At 59.8% G+C, this 15720-nt stretch carries 15 protein-coding genes; 5 read left to right on the forward strand and 10 right to left on the reverse strand.

Annotated features, from left to right (window positions below):
- Positions 1-121 precede the first annotated feature (121 nt).
- The 4 genes from C6366_RS11210 to C6366_RS11225 all read left to right on the forward strand — a co-directional run bounded on the left by C6366_RS11210 (position 122) and on the right by C6366_RS11225 (position 5470).
- Complete coding sequence (locus C6366_RS11210) at positions 122-301, forward strand: hypothetical protein (protein ID WP_107737981.1); 180 nt, start codon at positions 122-124, stop codon at positions 299-301.
- A gap of 46 nt (positions 302-347) precedes the next feature.
- Positions 348-1223 carry a metal-dependent hydrolase gene (locus C6366_RS11215; protein ID WP_107737983.1) on the forward strand — a complete coding sequence of 292 codons (876 nt, stop codon included), beginning with the start codon at positions 348-350 and terminating at the stop codon, positions 1221-1223.
- Positions 1224-1353: 130 nt separating this feature from the next.
- Complete coding sequence (locus C6366_RS11220) at positions 1354-3339, forward strand: ATP-binding protein (RefSeq protein WP_158269747.1); 1986 nt, start codon at positions 1354-1356, stop codon at positions 3337-3339.
- Positions 3340-3472: 133 nt separating this feature from the next.
- Positions 3473-5470 carry a response regulator gene (locus tag C6366_RS11225; protein WP_107737986.1) on the forward strand — a complete coding sequence of 666 codons (1998 nt, stop codon included), beginning with the start codon at positions 3473-3475 and terminating at the stop codon, positions 5468-5470.
- A gap of 168 nt (positions 5471-5638) precedes the next feature.
- Here C6366_RS11225 and C6366_RS11230 read toward each other — a convergent pair whose 3' ends face one another.
- The 9 genes from C6366_RS11230 to C6366_RS11270 all read right to left on the reverse strand — a co-directional run bounded on the left by C6366_RS11230 (position 5639) and on the right by C6366_RS11270 (position 13980).
- A complete protein-coding gene (locus C6366_RS11230) occupies positions 5639-7477 on the reverse strand; it encodes a complex I subunit 5 family protein (RefSeq protein ID WP_107737988.1) in 1839 nt (612 codons plus the stop codon).
- A 253-nt stretch (positions 7478-7730) separates the two neighbouring features.
- Positions 7731-9242, reverse strand: coding sequence for a complex I subunit 5 family protein (locus tag C6366_RS11235; RefSeq protein ID WP_107737990.1), 1512 nt, complete (start codon positions 9240-9242; stop codon positions 7731-7733).
- The gene (locus tag C6366_RS11240; protein WP_158269748.1) at positions 9239-10807 is read right to left on the reverse strand and encodes a complex I subunit 5 family protein; all 1569 of its coding nucleotides are present in this window, start codon (positions 10805-10807) and stop codon (positions 9239-9241) included. Before C6366_RS11240 ends, C6366_RS11235 begins: the two co-directional genes overlap by 4 nt.
- A 14-nt stretch (positions 10808-10821) precedes the next feature.
- The gene (locus C6366_RS11245) at positions 10822-11160 is read right to left on the reverse strand and encodes a sodium:proton antiporter (RefSeq protein WP_107737994.1); all 339 of its coding nucleotides are present in this window, start codon (positions 11158-11160) and stop codon (positions 10822-10824) included.
- Positions 11160-12182: a hydrogenase subunit MbhD domain-containing protein gene (locus tag C6366_RS11250; protein WP_107737995.1), complete on the reverse strand. Its 1023-nt coding sequence runs from the start codon at positions 12180-12182 to the stop codon at positions 11160-11162. Before C6366_RS11250 ends, C6366_RS11245 begins: the two co-directional genes overlap by 1 nt.
- On the reverse strand, positions 12179-12589 hold the full coding sequence (locus C6366_RS11255; protein ID WP_233248471.1) for a monovalent cation/H(+) antiporter subunit G: 411 nt from the start codon (positions 12587-12589) through the stop codon (positions 12179-12181). The genes C6366_RS11250 and C6366_RS11255 overlap by 4 nt, the downstream gene beginning before the upstream one ends.
- 4 nt (positions 12590-12593) lie before the next feature.
- Complete coding sequence (locus C6366_RS11260) at positions 12594-12878, reverse strand: monovalent cation/H+ antiporter complex subunit F (RefSeq protein WP_107737997.1); 285 nt, start codon at positions 12876-12878, stop codon at positions 12594-12596.
- Between the two features lie 26 nt (positions 12879-12904).
- On the reverse strand, positions 12905-13378 hold the full coding sequence (locus tag C6366_RS11265; protein ID WP_107737999.1) for a carbohydrate-binding protein: 474 nt from the start codon (positions 13376-13378) through the stop codon (positions 12905-12907).
- Positions 13379-13461: 83 nt separating this feature from the next.
- Positions 13462-13980: a hypothetical protein gene (locus C6366_RS11270; protein WP_146164834.1), complete on the reverse strand. Its 519-nt coding sequence runs from the start codon at positions 13978-13980 to the stop codon at positions 13462-13464.
- Between the two features lie 519 nt (positions 13981-14499).
- On the opposite strand from C6366_RS11270, the gene prxU reads away from it, so the two are divergent.
- A complete protein-coding gene (prxU, locus tag C6366_RS20290) occupies positions 14500-15231 on the forward strand; it encodes a thioredoxin-dependent peroxiredoxin (protein ID WP_255412096.1) in 732 nt (243 codons plus the stop codon).
- A 106-nt stretch (positions 15232-15337) separates the two neighbouring features.
- On the opposite strand, the gene C6366_RS11285 is transcribed toward prxU, so the two are convergent.
- Positions 15338-15655 (reverse strand): hypothetical protein, encoded by a 318-nt coding sequence (locus C6366_RS11285; protein WP_107738007.1) that lies wholly within the window; start codon positions 15653-15655, stop codon positions 15338-15340.
- Positions 15656-15720: the final 65 nt, after the last annotated feature.

Here is a 15720-nt window from a genome sequence, read left to right on the forward strand (position 1 = left end):
GGACAAGACAGTCCTGCTCATGGTCAGCGACAACGGATGCGGCATGGGAAAAAACCCATGGAACATATTTTCGAGCCCTTCATGACCACCAAGGCAGGTTTCCAACCAAAGGAACACGACCATGACCGAGGATATCCAGAGTCAGAAGGGCATACTCCTGGTGGCCCAAGGTCAGGAAGTCACACAGGTGATGATCACCAGGCTGCGGACCTACGCGAAAATCAGCGGTGTACAGGAACCGATCAAGGTGCTGGTCTCACCGCCTCAAGAGGCGAGCAGCGCTTTCCGGGCTGAGAATTAGCGGAACGTTTTGCTCCATAAATCTGTCAAAATACAAGGAGAACCGTATGGGCATAACACGAAGATTGTTTTTCAAAGGTGTTGGTCTGGCCCTTGGCGCCGTGGGCTTGCAGTCAATAGCCCCGAATCGGCTGGAGGCAGGACAGGGGGGCAGTGTTGGTGATAAGCGGCTTGAAGGGGCGGTGAGCATTGAATGGCTGGGCCACGGCAGTTTTTTGTTCACCTCCTGCGCAGGCAAGTCAATTCTGCTCGATCCCTGGCTGATGACCAACCCTCGCTGTCCGGACAAATACCGTCGCGTCGGAAGCTTTGGCGCTGTAGACTACGTGCTCTGGACGCACGGCCATGTGGACCATTTCATGCTCAGCGACGCGAAGGACGTGGTGGATCAGTATCAACCCAAAATCATCGCCCCTTGGGAGTTGAGCTTTTTCATCAAGAGCGAAATCCCGGAGGCTGACTGTCTGACTTTTACTTTGGCCAACAAAGGCGCAACGTCGGATTTCGACGGCATCAAGATCACCATGGTCGAGGCCTTTCATTCCGCCGGGGCCCAACTGACCGGTTTTCAGGGTACGAACCGGTTCGTGGGCGAGGCCGTGGGCTATATTCTGGAGTTTGAAAATGGACTGCGTATTTACCATTCCGGAGATACGTCCCTGATGGGAGACATGAAAACGATCATCGGAGACTACTACCAACCGGACATCGCCATCCTCCCCATCGGCGGAGTATTCACCATGGGGCCTGAAGAGGCGGCGCACGCCTGCGCCCTGATCCGACCTCGCATGGTGATTCCCGAACATTACGCAACCTTTCCGGTACTTGAACAGTCCGCGGAGGCATTCACGGAGGCAGTGGCCCGACGCGCCCCCGACGTCGTTGTCCAGGTTTTGCAGCCCGGTATCCCTTTCCAAGCTTGATCGTTGATTATCGATTATGAATCGCTCCCAGGATGATCCCAGGCATTGCTCCGACAATAATGCCATGAAGAAAACCGGAGTCCGAATTCCGATTTTTTTGAAGTTCACGATTCCGGTCGTACTTCTCTTCATGCTGACATCCTTCCTCGGGGCGTTCCTGATCATACGAACGGAACGGAATATCCTGGTCGGCAATGTAGTCCACTCCGGCGAGATCATCGCAAAAAATGTTGCATTTCTGACGGAAAGTGCCTTCTGGTCCCTGAACTGGGCCAATGTCGAGCAGTTTTTACGAGAACTGGCGAATGATCCGGAGGACGGCATCCTGGTTGTTCAGGTGGTTCGTCCGGACGGAGCGGTGTATCTGGCCAATGACCGAGAAGTTTATGGACAATCGGTTGAATCGACATTGCTCACCGGCCAGGTGCAACGGCATGTGGACTACTTCTTTTCCGAACATGGTCAGCGAGGCGTTCTGGTGGCGCATCCGGTGATCATCGGCAAGGATACCTGGCATGCACTGGTCGGGCTCTCGCTTCGCGACGTTGATGCGGCGCTGGCGACCTGGTTCCAGCGTATATTGGTCTGGGGCTTGGCTATCCTGGGCATGGTCATGGCCCTGCTGCTTTATATTTCCCGAGCCATTTCCCGACCGATAGCCGCCTTGACCAGATCCGCGGAACGTATCGCCCATGGGAATCTGGAGTTAACCCCTCCAATCTCTTCCCAGGACGAAATCGGAGTGTTGGCCATGCAGTTTAACAGGATGGTCATTCACCTCCGTACGGCCCATGAGGAATTGCAGGCCTCCGAGCGGCGCAACAGGGCCCTCATCGAAAGCGCTTCCGCGGCCCAGATCGGTATTGCCTTGGTGGAGAACGAGGGTCCACGTGTCGCACTGTTTCGGTACGTGAATCAGGCCGTTTGCCGAATTTTGGGTTATGAGCGGGCCGAGTTGCTGGGAATGCCGATCAGCATGGTGATCCATCCCGAGGACTTGCCCAAAGCTTGGCGGAAGCTCAGCAACAAGACGCTGAATGGTGAGCCCGTCACGCCCATCAACCTGCGGGGAATATGCAAGAATGGTCTGCAAGTGCCCATCGAAGTGAGTACCTCTGTCACGGAATTCGAGGGCAATGTCGTACTTGCCGTTTTTGTGCGGGATATAACGGAAAAGGTTCATGCCGAAGAATTACTGATACGCCATCGGGATTCACTGGAGGAGACCGTTCTGGAGCGGACCGGAGAACTTCGGAACAGCCTTGATGAACTGAAGCGGACACAGAGTCAGCTCCTGCATGCTGAAAAATTGGCTTCCATTGGCCAGCTCGCCGCCGGAATCGCACATGAGATCAACACCCCGGCACAGTTCGTAGGGGATAACGTCCTTTTTCTCCAGAACGCCTACCGCGAATTGCACTCCATCCTGCAGAACTATGGCGAACTGCTGGAACAGGTCCGTGCGGACTCGGTGGATTCCCAAATCGTAAAAAAACTGGAAGCGTCGCTCCTGGAAACGGATCTTGAATTTTTGCTCCTGGAAACTCCACTGGCCATCGAACAGATTCGCGATGGAATCGGACGGATCAGTAAGATCGTTCGGTCCATGAAGGAATTCGCCCATCCCGGGGGCCAGGAAAAGAAACCCTCGAACATCAACAAGGCCCTTGAAAACACCACCATAGTGACCAGAAACGAGTGGAAATACGTGGCTGAACTGGAAATGGATCTCGACCCGGCTCTTCCAGAGGTGTTCTGCCTGCCCGACGAGATCAACCAGGTCTTTTTGAACGTCCTGGTCAACGCCAGCCAGGCCATTCGGGAAGTGGTCGAGACCGAGGGCCAAGGCATGGGACTGATCCGGATCAGCACCTCCCGTGACGACGATCAGGTTGAAATCCGAATCAGCGATACGGGCAAGGGCATCCCGGATGCCATTCGAGCCCGGATTTTCGATCCCTTTTTCACGACCAAGGTCGTGGGACAGGGTACTGGCCAAGGCTTGGCCATCGCCCATGCCGTGGTTGTGGAAAAACACCATGGGAGCATATCCTTCACGAGCAACGAAGGCCATGGCACCACGTTCGTAATTCGGCTGCCCATCGGAGACGGATAGGCAACCAGTTCAGATTATCGATAGCCGGACGAGTTTTTTGCTACATTTTCGTCAAACTTGGCCGGGGTTGGGTCTTTAACGATCAGGAAATGCCGACCAACGTGGTCAACTTTTCGTCTAAAAGGGAGCAACAATGCCTGAACCGACAAAGATATTGATCGTCGAAGATCTACCCACGGACGCCATGCTGGTGGAGCATGAAGTCCGGGAGGTCTTGCCCGAATCCATCTTTCTTGTGGTGGAAACCGCTCCGGACTTCCTGGCGGCCTTGGAATCCTTTCAACCGGACATGATCCTGTCCGACTACTCCATGCCTCAATTCGACGGCCTCACCGCGCTCAAGCTGGCCCTGGAGCACGTTCCGGACACGCCCTTCCTCATCATTACCGGCTCCATCAACGAGGAAACCGCGGTAAACTGCATGCAGGCCGGAGCCTGGGATTACATTCTCAAGGAACGGATCATGCGACTGGGACAAGCCGTGCTCGCGGCCTTGGAAAGGGGCAAGGAACGGTTGGAAAAGAAACGTGCGGCCGAGGCCTTGGAGCAAAGCGAGGCTCTCTTCCGGAGCCTGTTTGAACAGCATGCCGCGGTCAAGCTGCTGGTGGACCCGGACACCGCGGCCATCGTGGACGCCAATCAGGCCGCGTCGGAATTCTATGGATGGTCGAAGGAGCAGCTCAGGTCCAAACGTGTCTATGATATCAACGCAATGTCTCCGGATCTGATCAGGTCCAAGATGCGGAAGGCCATGGTCAATCATTGTGTCCGCTTCGAGGCCCAGCACAAACTCGCGGACGGCGCGCATCGCGACGTGGAAATATTCAGCAGCCCCGTCCAAACCGGCGAAAAGCCCCTTCTGCACTCCATTGTCCACGACATCACCAGTCGCAAGGAGGCCGAACGAGCCCTGGTCGCGGCCAAGAAGCAGGCCGAGGCGGCTAATATTACCAAGTCCGAGTTTCTGGCCAATATGAGCCATGAACTGCGCACGCCCTTCAACGGGATCATGGGCATGATGCAGCTCTTGCAGGCCACGCCCTTAAACGCGGAGCAGCAGGGATTCGTGGCCGCGGCCATCGAGTCTTCCAAGCGATTTACCCGGCTGCTCTCGGACATCCTGGAAATCTCCAGCTTCGAGGCGGGCCAGACGGCCCTGACTACGTCCGAATTCAACGTGACTGAAGCCCTGGAATCCGTCATGGACCTGTTCCGCCTCCGCGCTCGGGAAAAGGGCCTTGACCTGGATATGACCGTTGATCCGGCCATGCCTCGAAGCGTCCTGGGTGACGTGACGCGGGTCAAGCAGATCCTGTTCAATCTGGTGGGCAACGCCCTGAAATTCACGGACAAGGGTTCGATCCATATCCGCCTGCCCCCCCTGTCCGCTGCCAAGGGCGGCGATCTGCGGGTCATGTTCTCCATCTCCGACACCGGCATCGGCATCCCTGACGATAAGCTGTGCACCCTGTTCACGCCCTTTGTCCAGGTGGACGGCTCCATTACCCGGCCCTATCAGGGTGCCGGTCTGGGGCTCTCCATCGTCAAGCGGCTCATGGAACTGATGAATGGAAACGGCTTGGTGGAAAGCGAGGTCGGCCAGGGAACCACCGTCCATGTGATCCTGCCCTTCACCCTCCCGGCAAGGGACGTCGCGAAAGCGGGCCATGCCGCCGCCGTGCCCGGCGTGACAAAAAAGCACCTGAACATCCTTCTTGCCGAGGACGACTCCCTGAACCAGATGTTCATGACACACGTGCTGAAAAAACTCGGACACGCCGTAACCGTGGCCAACAATGGCCAGGAGGCCGTGAACCTCTTCCAGGCAAGAGACTTTGACTGCATCCTGATGGACATCCAGATGCCGGTAATGACCGGGGTGGAGGCGACACGGCGCATTCGCGCCGCGGAAGACGGAAGTCGGAAGTCAGAAACCCCGGACCGAAACTCTGACCTTCAGGTTTCAGGTCTCAGCCCTCAGCTCTCTCGACATACGCCCATCATCGCCGTAACCGCCCATACCCAGCCCGGAGATCGGGAAAAATTCTTGGCCGCCGGCATGGACGACTACCTGAGCAAACCGGTGGGGATCGAGGAGCTGGAAAAGGTTTTAAAGCGCTTTTTTTGTTGAAACCAAGGCTGATGGAGCACGCCGATAGTGGTGCCATGCCATGATAAAAAGTGTTTATGACCGAGTCAGTGCTCGATTTCATTTCCTGCCTGAGGGCATGACCAATATCTGGGCCGATTCAGACATTTTTTTTTTGGACTCTTTTCTCGGTTCCCCCATAGCCGCTCCCTATCGCCCACTCCACCAGGTCACGGCAAGAAATACCAGCACAAACCCGACGAACAACACGCCCACGGTATGCCAGTACAACAGCCGCCGCTCGATCCGGTCCGGAACGGTTTGCATCCAGCGGCTTTGTAGAATCCGGTCCGACCAGGCCACGAGATCGATGGTCCCATAGGCTGGGTCGCAGTACGGGCTGCGCCACCACCAGGAGCGCAGGCGGGACGCGTTCCGCTCCATGGCTGCCAGGACCAGGTCGTCCAGTCCTTTGGTTTCAGCGCTGTCCAGGTTGAAGCGAAGAAACAGCCCCGTAGCGACCAACCCCAAGGCAATGGGCCACAGCCCGTCCCAGAGGCCCTTCCAACCCTCTGAAGCGAGGCCCATCCTCAACAACGATTCGGGCAGCGCCAGGAATGCCAGCGGATCCACTCCAATCACCAGGATCAACAGCCCCCCCGAGGCCAAAACCATGCCCAGTCCCGTCTTCGCGCTCTCGAAATCATAAGCTGTTTCGGGATGTGTTTCGGGACGACCAACGTCTACGGACATGCTCCGCCAAACCCGCCAAAGGAACATGGCCATGAGCAAGGTCGTGCCCACGGCCGTCAGAGGCAGCACGGCGATGAAAAAGTCGCTCCAGATCGGCGACAACTGCCCGGCTCCGGATTTCAGGGCCTGCTTGACCAAGGCTCCGCCTGTGAACGGCGCCCCGGCCAGGACCAGCCCGGCCGCGGCCAGGCCGACCAGGATCAGCCTGGCCTGGAAGCGGCTCCACCGTGCCGCCTTGGCCAGCCCTACTCCCAGAAAGAGCGCGGCCTTGGCCAGACCGTGGACCAATACGAACACCAGCAGCCCGGACAACAAAGGATCAGCCCCCAAGGCAAGCCCGCCCCAGGCCCCAGACCCGTCGGCGGCCATGGCGAAGCCAACGCCCATGGTCATCAGCCCCATCTGACTGACGCTGGAATAGGCCAAAATGGTCTTCGGATCGTGCCGGGCAAACCCGGCGGCGGCGGCGTAGACCGCGCCGGCCAAGCCCAGCCAGGCCATCCCCATCCCCCAGATTGTCAGACCGGCGGTGAGCGGAAACAGTTGCAGCCACCCCAGCAGGCCGATCTTGATCATCACCCCGCTGAGCACCGCGCTGGCCGCGGTGGGAGCCGCCGGATGAGCCAGGGGCAACCAAAAGTGCAAGCCGACCACCCCGGCCTTGATCCCGAACCCGACCAGGGCCAGGGAGAAGATCAGAGCGTTTCGGTTCCATCCTGCCTCCGCGCCTGCCAGGGCTTGGGCCGCGTCCGCGAACAGCAGGCTGTCCGCGATGATCCCGGCATAGAAAAAGGCCGCGGCCAACAGCACCTCGCCGACCACGGTCATGATCAGATAGATCTTCCCGGCATGAAACGCCTTGGGCGTCTGGTCGTGGACGATCAACCCGTAGGCGGCGAAACTCATCATGGCGAAAAAGACGTAGAACGAGGCCAGGTCCTGGGCCACGCAGACCCCGAGGTTGCCGCTCAGGGTCACCAGGAAAAAGAAGGCAAACCGGAAACGATCCCGACCGCCGGAGTCGCTTTGCGCCGAGGACCAAGCGAACAGGCCCGCCGCGGTCCAGAGCACGGCCGCCAGGAGCAGAAAGACCCTACCGTACGGCCCGAAATGGAGCGTAGTTTCCAGAAACAAGGCCGGGAAAACTCCGGGCGCTCCACCGCCGACCAGGGCAAGCCCCAGGGCCGGCAACGGCGACAGCCAAAGCCCCGGCCCGGCAGCCAGATTCCGGGTCCGGACATGGCCGAGCAGGCAGCAGATGAGTAGCGGAAAGCCGATGACGATCAGCCAGATCATTTCGTTTGGATGCCTATGTTTTCTTGATTGTCTGACCCAGGATGGTCATATGCGGAGGGTCGGCGTAACGTAGGGGCGGACCTGTGTGTCCGCCCTGGTATCCCATCGTAGGGGCGACCCTTGCGGTCGCCCTGGGCAGGCGCAAGGCCTGCCCCTACGGATGACCGATCCTTCCGTGGTTTGTTCAAGAAGGATTTCGATTTCGATTCAGTCGGAATATATCGAGAATCCGAAAACAAAAGAATCCCGCGATTCACGGAAAAGCCCCTCGACCAGTGGTGATCATCTGGGCCACGCCCAGCGGGCTCCACTCCCATCCGGCGAACACCCCGGCGGCCAGGGAGAAAAAGGCCGTGGCCAGAGTGGGCAGCAGGAGCATCCACGGTGCCTCCCAGATTCCGCACCGGGCCTGCTCGCCGTCAAGCTCGGGCCCTTCGACGCAGGGCCGGAACCATGCCCGGTACAGAATGGGCAGAAAATAGGCGGCGTTGAGCAGGCTGCTGAGCACCAGGACCACCACCACCCAATCCTGCCCGGCCTGAATGCCGCCCTGGGCCAGGTACCATTTGCTGACAAACCCGGCCACCGGCGGAACCCCGATCATGCCCAGGGCGGCGATGGTGAACAGGGCCATGGTCATGGGCATGGTCCGGCCCAGGCCGTCCATCTGGTCGATGCGGTGGATATTCCGGGACCGGGCGAAGATCCCGGCACAGAAAAACAGGGTGATCTTCATGATCCCCTGGTGGACCAGATGGGCCAGCCCGCCCACCGTGGCCAGGGGGCCCAGGACAACCGCGCCCAGGGCGATGTAGGACACCTGACTGACCGTGGAATAGGCTAGGCGGCGTTTCAGCTCGTTCTGCATCAAGGCCCGCAGGGAGCCGAACAGGATCGTGGAGACCACCACCGCGGCCAGGGGCTCCAGCACTCCGAGCTCGGACGCGAAGTCCTTGCCGAAGACGTCCTGGACCACCCGGAGTACGCCGAAGGCACCGGCCTTGACCACGGCCACGGCGTGCAGCAGCGCGCTGACGGGGGCCGGGGCGACCATGGCCGCGGGCAGCCAGCCGTGCAGAGGGACGAAGGCGTTTTTCACGGCCAGCCCGCAAATCAACAGAGCGAAGATGACCCGGGCCTCCCATGGACCGATGTGCTCCATGGCCCCCAGGACCCCACCGGAAACGAAATCAAAGGGGCCGGCCAGGGTCTGAAGTCCGACCACGCCCAGAAACAGCACGGCCCCAGCGCCCATGGCGTACCACAGATACGTCCGCCCGGCGGCCAGGGCTTGCGGCGTCCCCTGGTGGATCACCAGGGGATAGGTAACCAGGGTCAGAAACTCGTAGAAGATGAAAAACGTGATCAGGTTTCCGGCCAGGGCCACCCCGGTGGACGCGGTCACGCACAGGCTGAAAAACCCGAAAAACCGGCTCCGATTCCTGGACCCTTCCAAATAACCCACGGCGTACAGAGTGGTCAGGAACCAGAGATTGCTGGACAGAGAGACAAAGGCCAGGGACAGCAGGTCCACCTGCAAGACGAAGTCGAACCCCAGCCCCATGGTGAAACGCGCTTCGTACACGGCCCCCCGGACCAGCACGCCCCAGGCCATCACAAAAACCCCGACCACCTTCACAGTGGCCCCGGTCATGTTCAGGGCCGTGCGCCATCCGGAGCGCTCCTCGGGGAGGAGGAAGATGATCAGCCCGGTGATCAGGGAACTGCACAGCACGATCAACGGCAGCCAGGAGGTCATGGTCATGGCCGGTCTCCGCCGAAATTCCCCATCAGTAACGCATCAAAGGGGGGGTCAAGCCCCATGTCTCGAAGCAGCAAAGTAATCACTTCCTCGGCCCGAAATCCGAACAGTACGCACAGCGCGGCCAGAAACAGCGCCGACAAAGTCATTAGAGCGGGCACGGGGCGCAGTTCCGGAACGCCGGAATTCTTCGAGAGCTGACTTTCATTGACCTCTCGACCGTCTTCTAGGCCGGCATTCGCATCATGCCCGCCCACCGGCACGAAGGTGAAGGAGAGGATCTTGAAGACATAGGCCGCGGTGAGCAGTCCGCCCAGGGCGATGACCACGGCCCACCACCATTGCCCGCTGGCCAGGGAGGCCTTAAGCAGCATCCACTTGGCCACGAATCCGGCGCTGGGCGGCAGGCCCATCAGGCTCACCCCGGCCACGCCCAGGGTGAAGGTGACCACGGGCAACCGCCCGGCGATGTCCCGCATGGCCGCCAACTCGTCCGTGCCCATGGCCAGCAGCAGACAGCCCGCGGCCATGAACAGGGCCGCCTTGGCCAGCCCGTGGGAAAAAACATGGAAGACCGTGCCGGCCCAGGCCATACTCGCCCAGCCCTCGCTCCAGGCCGCTCCACCGGCGGGAGTGAGCAGGGCGAAGAGAAAAAACAGATACCCCAGTTGGCCCACCGTGGAATAGGCCACCAACAGCTTCAACCGGGTCTGACGCACGGCCTGCAGGGACCCCCAGAGCACGGCCGCGGCCCCCAGGACGCCCAGCAACTGCCCCGCCACCGGAGCCGTAACTTCCGGAAAGACCACGAACCATATCCGCAGCAACAGGAAAAACGACGCCTTGGTCACCATCCCGGAAAGGATGGCGCTGACCGGGGCCGGAGCACCGGCATGGGCCGGGGGCAGCCAGAAATGGAACGGCAGCAGCGCGGCCTTGATCAATAGCCCGCCGGTCATCAGCCCGAAGGCGACCAGCACGGGGAGCGAACCATCCACGGCTTCGGCCAGCAGGAAAATGTCCAAATGGCCGGTCTGGGCGTACAACAGGGCCACGCCCAGGAGATAGATCAACGACCCGAACATGGTCGCCAGCAGGTAGCGCAGGCCGGCCACCAGGGCGTCGTTGGTTCCGGAGAGCACGGTCAACCCCACGGCCCCCAGCCCGACCATCTCCAACAGCACGTAGGCGTTGAACACGTCCGCGCTGAGATACACACCGTTCAAACCGCCCCAGAGCACCAGCCAGACAGGCCAGAAATAGGGCTCCATTCGCGCGTATTCCCGGCCCCGTCCGAAAAAAGCAAGGGCATAGACGCCCACCAGCAGACCGACGATGGACGTGAGCAGCAGAAACATCGCTCCCAGCCCGTCCAGATACAGCCCGATGCCCAAGGGCGCGGCCCATCCACCCAGGTCGACCCGAACCGGGCCGGAGTGCCAGACGTGGCGCAACAGCGGCAGACAGGTCCAGGCCGTGACCGCTGAGGCGGCCAGCCCGGCCCAGGCCACGGCCCGACCTCGAAGCAACAGGCAGGCCACGCCGCCCATGAACGGGACCAGAATCATCCACGCCGCCTGACTCATGGAATCGGCCCGTCTCGGGTAGTTGAAGTATCTTTGGCTTGGGCCTGACCCTGGGATTGCCCCTGGGCCTGATAAATCCGGCGCAACAGGGCCAGGGCAAAAGCCGTGGCGCTGATGGCCACCACGATTCCGGTCAGGACCATGGCCTGGGGCACGGGGTCGGCAAAAACTCCCTGATTACGATACGCCGTGCTGATCAGCAGCAGAAACACCCCTCCCGCGATCACGTTCAGGGCCATGATCTGCCGCAGCAGATGCCTGCGGGTGATCAGGCCGTGAACGCCCAGGCCCGCCAGCAGGGCCGCGGTAAGGGAGTACACCAGAAAGGTGGTCATTACTCGTCCACCACCAAAACCACGGCCACCAGCGCGGCCAGAGTCACGCCGATGGACACGGTGGCCGCGGCCTCCAGGGCCAGAATCAGCGTACCGGCCCAGGCCGACGGATATTCCAGGGGAAAACCTTGCGGTGCAAGCGCTGTCAGCACGGCCAGAAGCAGGATGGCCGCGAAGCCCACGACCACGCAGGAGAGCAAGGCGGTCCGAGACAGCCGGTCAACCGAAGGCAGGCCGGTCAGGCGCAGCAGGACCAGCCCGGCGGCCAGGACCACTCCGGCCTGAAAGGCCCCGCCCGGAGCGTGGTCTCCCAGCCAGAGCAGATACGCGGCGACCAGCACGACCAGCGGCCCCAAAAGGCCCACCAGCCGACGCGCAACGGGCGAAGCGGTCGGACGCATGGGCAGCCCGCGCAGGTCATGCGCCCCGCGAACGCCGAACACGCCCATCAGGGCCAGGAGCAGGACGCCCAGTTCCAGCCAGGTATCGTACAGCCGGAAGTTGAGCAGGACGGCGGTCACCGGATGCTCCACACCGGAGGAGCCCATTTTTTGAGCCACCATCCCAGCCAGTCCGGCCTCGTGACGCGGCAGTTCCAGCACCGCCAGAACCAGCAATGCGGTCAGGGCAACGGCCCCCAATCCGGCCACAAGGTAATGGAACCGGCTCGGGCAGGCCGCGACCTGATCCAGTCGGCAGGAGCCCGCGACAAAAGGCTCGTCGCCGGGGCCGCGTTCCTGAGAGGATTGGCCGGATTGACCAGATTGATCTGGGTGATCGGATTGGGGCTCGATACGCTTGAAGGTCCCGAACAGCAGCACCCCGGCCAACCCCGCGCCCACAGCGGCTTCGGCCAAAGCGATGTCCGGGGCCTGCAGGCGCACCCAGGCCAGGGCCAGAAACAAGCCGAAGGAAATGAACAGCACCGTGGCCTGGAACAAATCCGAGGCTTGCAGCAAGCGCCAACTGACCAGCAACAAAACCCCGGCCAGCAGCAGATCAAAGACCAGGGACAGGGTCATGTTTCTGGGGGGTTGGGGTTTTGGGTTATTTTGGGACTTATGGGACTTATGGGATTTGTGGGACGAGAGGGTCCGGAGCTGTTTTCGTGGGCTGCTTTGTCTCCGCTTGCTTCGCCGCCTTGCTCTTGACCTAGGATGTTGCGGCCCAGCAGGAAGCAGATGGAAGAGCTGGCCGCCAAGGCCACCAGCCAGATCAGCAAAATTTTCAGGGCCGTGCTCACGGACCCGCTGGTAATCGTCAAGGCCAGGACGATCAGCCCCAGACCGAGGTTGTCGGCCTTGGTCAGGGCATGAATCCGACTCATGGCGTCCGGAAACCGCAGCAGTCCCAGCGTTCCGGCCAGGAAGAAAAACGCTCCGCTCAGGCAGAGCAGGACCGCCGACACCGTAACCACCACGTCGAACACGCCTCTACCCTCCGGCTCCGCCTCCGCCGCGCCCGTCGTTTTTCCGAGAATCGCGCACAAAGGCCATCACCGCCAGGACGGCCAGGACGGCGAAAACCATGGCCGCGTTACGCACGGCCGGGGCGTCGAAGGCCGCGGCCAACAGCAACAAGACGGCCACCCCGGTGGTCCCAAACAACTGAACCGCCACCAAGCGATCCTCCTGCCGTGGCCCCAAAAAAACCCGAGCCAAACCGACGATCATGGTCAGCAGAAGAAAACAGGCCACGCCGAGATAGAAGGTTTGCATGGGGGCCTCTAACTAAGTGTTGACCTCTACCCTATTCGCAACTGAGCCAGGCTGGCGACGGCATTCTCGTTGCTGATGTCCGGCTTGATGATCAGTTCCAGCGTGGTCACGCCGGTGGCGTCCAGGTAGATGTTTTCACTCTCCTCCCGCATCCCGTCAGGACTGAAATTCCACTGTTGGCGCACGATGTCCGTGAAGGACTTGCCGTTGTCGGCGGACCAGCGCAGGACGAACTCGTGGGTCCGTTCCACTTCGGATTCCTCGAAATGAATCCAGATTCTACGGAGACTCCGGGGTTCGTCGAAGAGAAATCGAATGGTCTGCTCTCCGGCCTTTCCGGCCCGCCACCCGGCGGAATGCCCAGGCAACAGGGCGTGTTCGATGGGATGCTTCGGATCTTCGGAGGTGATCTCCACTTCCGCGATATCCTCCAGATTCAGCCATTCCCCTTCCGGTGTCGTGGGGTCCGCGGCCCCGGACGAAACAATGCGTTTACGCATAAAAAACCTTATTCCTTGACATGATTCATGATTGTTGCCAGCCGGTTACAAACCAATCCGGACCTTCCCACTTTCCAACCTTCCTACAACGTGACCTCGTCCTGAGCATCTCGTTGTTCACGGAATTCCTCAATAGACTTCTCCCAGGCCTCGTTAAGCACGGAAAAAGCGTCCAGAAATCCCTCCCGCATCTGTTCCCAGGCCCCCGCCGAGGAGCTTTTCAGGGCGCCGAATTTTTCCGCCAGCTCCACCCGTTGCCGCCGCAACTCCCGCATCGCAAGGCGCGAACGCTCCCGGGCGGCCTGACTCATCTCATCCCAGTTCTCTTCAATGGCTTTTTCCAGAGCGTCCAGGCGACGGTCCATATCCTCCAGGGCAGGCTTGGAGCGTTCAAGGGCCTTGTCCCGCTGCTCCGCGCCGTATCGACCCAGGACACGGCCCAAATCCCGCATCTCCTCGCGGACTTCCTCAAAAGAGGCTTCACCCGGCGCCGTCCCGGAATTCGCGTTCCCGGACTGAGCCGAACAAACCCAGGGCATCCCGGCGAGCAGCATCGTGAAAAGGAAAACAGCAGGCAGTACTCTCATCATTCCAGCTTTCATGATCAACCTCCCGTTGTCGATGGAACAAGGAAATCTGTTCTATGTAAAAATACAATAATCCCAGAATGGTAGACGCCTTGATATTCAAAGTGTGTCTCCAGGGTGGGCCAATATCTGTCGAAATCGAAATCGCTATCGAAATCGGAGAATTATCAGAAATTGATTTCGATAGCGATTTCGATTTCGATACCGATCCGGATAGTGCCTGAGAATCGAGAACAAATCCGCCCTGGTCGATGGAACACGTTTCCGTGTCGTGAAATCGATGATAGCACTGGACCTCGTCAGGTCAAACCACACAACCCGCCTTGCCGTGAACGCCCGAAGCATCTGCGTGGAGACGTTAATTATTGATTATTTCGATGAATAACTGCAGATTCAATGCAAATTGGCAATATATCCGGAACATAGTCTAAATATCATCCTGAATCCGGAAATTCAGGGTTCGACAAACCGACTAGAAAAGTAAATAGGAATTATTCATATTTTCAACACTCAACCTCAATTCAGGAGGAACGTATGGCGGATGAAAAACCCATTAACTGCGCCAGACCCACTGGCGGACTCGTTGGAGAGGACGCATCGGCAGAGCAGGCCGACACCCCGCAACCGCAACCGAACACAGGAGAGAAAAAAATGATGGTCCAGATTGGGCGCAAAGCCCCCGACTTTTCCGCTCCCGCCTATCACAACGGCGCCTTCACCTCGATCAAACTTTCGGACTACCTAGGCAAGTGGGTGGTGCTCTGCTTCTATCCGGGCGACTTCACCTTTGTCTGAGCGACCGAGATTTCGGCGGTCGCCGAAAAGCATGCGGAATTTGAAAAGCTGGGCGTTCAGGTACTTTCCATGAGCACGGACAGCATGTTCGTACACAAGATGTGGGTTGACCACGAGCTGTCCAAGATGGTCACGACTGGCAAGGTGCCCTTTCCGATGCTGTCCGACGCCGGCGGAAAGGTCGGCGAGGCCTATGGCGTGTACGACGCGGATGCCGGAGTGGACGTTCGTGGCCGCTTCCTGATTGACCCGGACGGCATTGTCCAGGGGTTTGAGGTTCTCACCCCTCCGGTGGGCCGCAATGTCGGCGAAACCTTGCGCCAGGTCCAGGCCTTCCAGCTTGTCCGCGAAAGCAAAGGCAGCCAGGCCACGCCTTCGGGCTGGAAACCTGGAAAGATGGTCCTCACTCCCGGTCCGGAGTTGGTCGGAAACGTATGGAAAGAGTGGAAAGTCCAGATGGCCTCTGAGTAGGCTCGGACAAACCTGACACATGGAATGGACGGCAAAGCCGCGCGGCCTTGCCGTCCATTCGCTGGATATCCATTACCGGCCCGGTCTCAAATTCGGAGACTGCCGTCTATTTGTCCGCGTCATCCCGGGCATCCCGCTCATATCGGGCCCTTGCCGCGGCATAGCCCTCCTTCAGCGCTTCCCAGGACCGTTCCAGATTTTTCCTGAGATCTTCCCAACCTGCCTCGCCGCCCTTGCGCAGCTCGGCGATCTTCTCCTCCATTTCGCCTCGTTTGGCCCGCAGAGCCTCGATCTGATCACGGTACTCGATCTCTTTTTCCGCTTTGACCTGCCTGGCCTTTGCCGCCAGCTTGTCGATGTCGACGTTCCATTCGTCGATTTTGGCCTTCAGCTTGCGAATGTAGGCTTCCCGATTTTCCAGCATGTTCACTCCATTTTTTTCAGTGCTCGACTTCGTCGCCCCCACCCCGCGACAAAATGCTCCAAAGC

This window comes from Desulfonatronum sp. SC1, assembly GCF_003046795.1.
Lineage (GTDB): Bacteria > Desulfobacterota > Desulfovibrionia > Desulfovibrionales > Desulfonatronaceae > Desulfonatronum.

Bases quoted from the DNA above. Each gene is read 5' to 3' on its own strand.
- C6366_RS11210 (WP_107737981.1), top strand. From the start codon at position 122: ATGACCGAGGATATCCAGAGTCAGAAGGGCATACTCCTGGTGGCCCAA.
- C6366_RS11230 (WP_107737988.1), bottom strand. From the start codon at position 7,477: ATGATCTGGCTGATCGTCATCGGCTTTCCGCTACTCATCTGCTGCCTG.
- C6366_RS11240 (WP_158269748.1), bottom strand. From the start codon at position 10,807: ATGATTCTGGTCCCGTTCATGGGCGGCGTGGCCTGCCTGTTGCTTCGA.
- C6366_RS11250 (WP_107737995.1), bottom strand. From the start codon at position 12,182: ATGACCCTGTCCCTGGTCTTTGATCTGCTGCTGGCCGGGGTTTTGTTG.
- C6366_RS11270 (WP_146164834.1), bottom strand. From the start codon at position 13,980: ATGAAAGCTGGAATGATGAGAGTACTGCCTGCTGTTTTCCTTTTCACG.
- C6366_RS11235 (WP_107737990.1), bottom strand. From the start codon at position 9,242: ATGACCATGACCTCCTGGCTGCCGTTGATCGTGCTGTGCAGTTCCCTG.
- C6366_RS11265 (WP_107737999.1), bottom strand. From the start codon at position 13,378: ATGCGTAAACGCATTGTTTCGTCCGGGGCCGCGGACCCCACGACACCG.
- C6366_RS11225 (WP_107737986.1), top strand. From the start codon at position 3,473: ATGCCTGAACCGACAAAGATATTGATCGTCGAAGATCTACCCACGGAC.
- C6366_RS11285 (WP_107738007.1), bottom strand. From the start codon at position 15,655: ATGCTGGAAAATCGGGAAGCCTACATTCGCAAGCTGAAGGCCAAAATC.
- C6366_RS11215 (WP_107737983.1), top strand. From the start codon at position 348: ATGGGCATAACACGAAGATTGTTTTTCAAAGGTGTTGGTCTGGCCCTT.
- C6366_RS11220 (WP_158269747.1), top strand. From the start codon at position 1,354: ATGCTGACATCCTTCCTCGGGGCGTTCCTGATCATACGAACGGAACGG.
- C6366_RS11260 (WP_107737997.1), bottom strand. From the start codon at position 12,878: ATGCAAACCTTCTATCTCGGCGTGGCCTGTTTTCTTCTGCTGACCATG.
- C6366_RS11245 (WP_107737994.1), bottom strand. From the start codon at position 11,160: ATGACCACCTTTCTGGTGTACTCCCTTACCGCGGCCCTGCTGGCGGGC.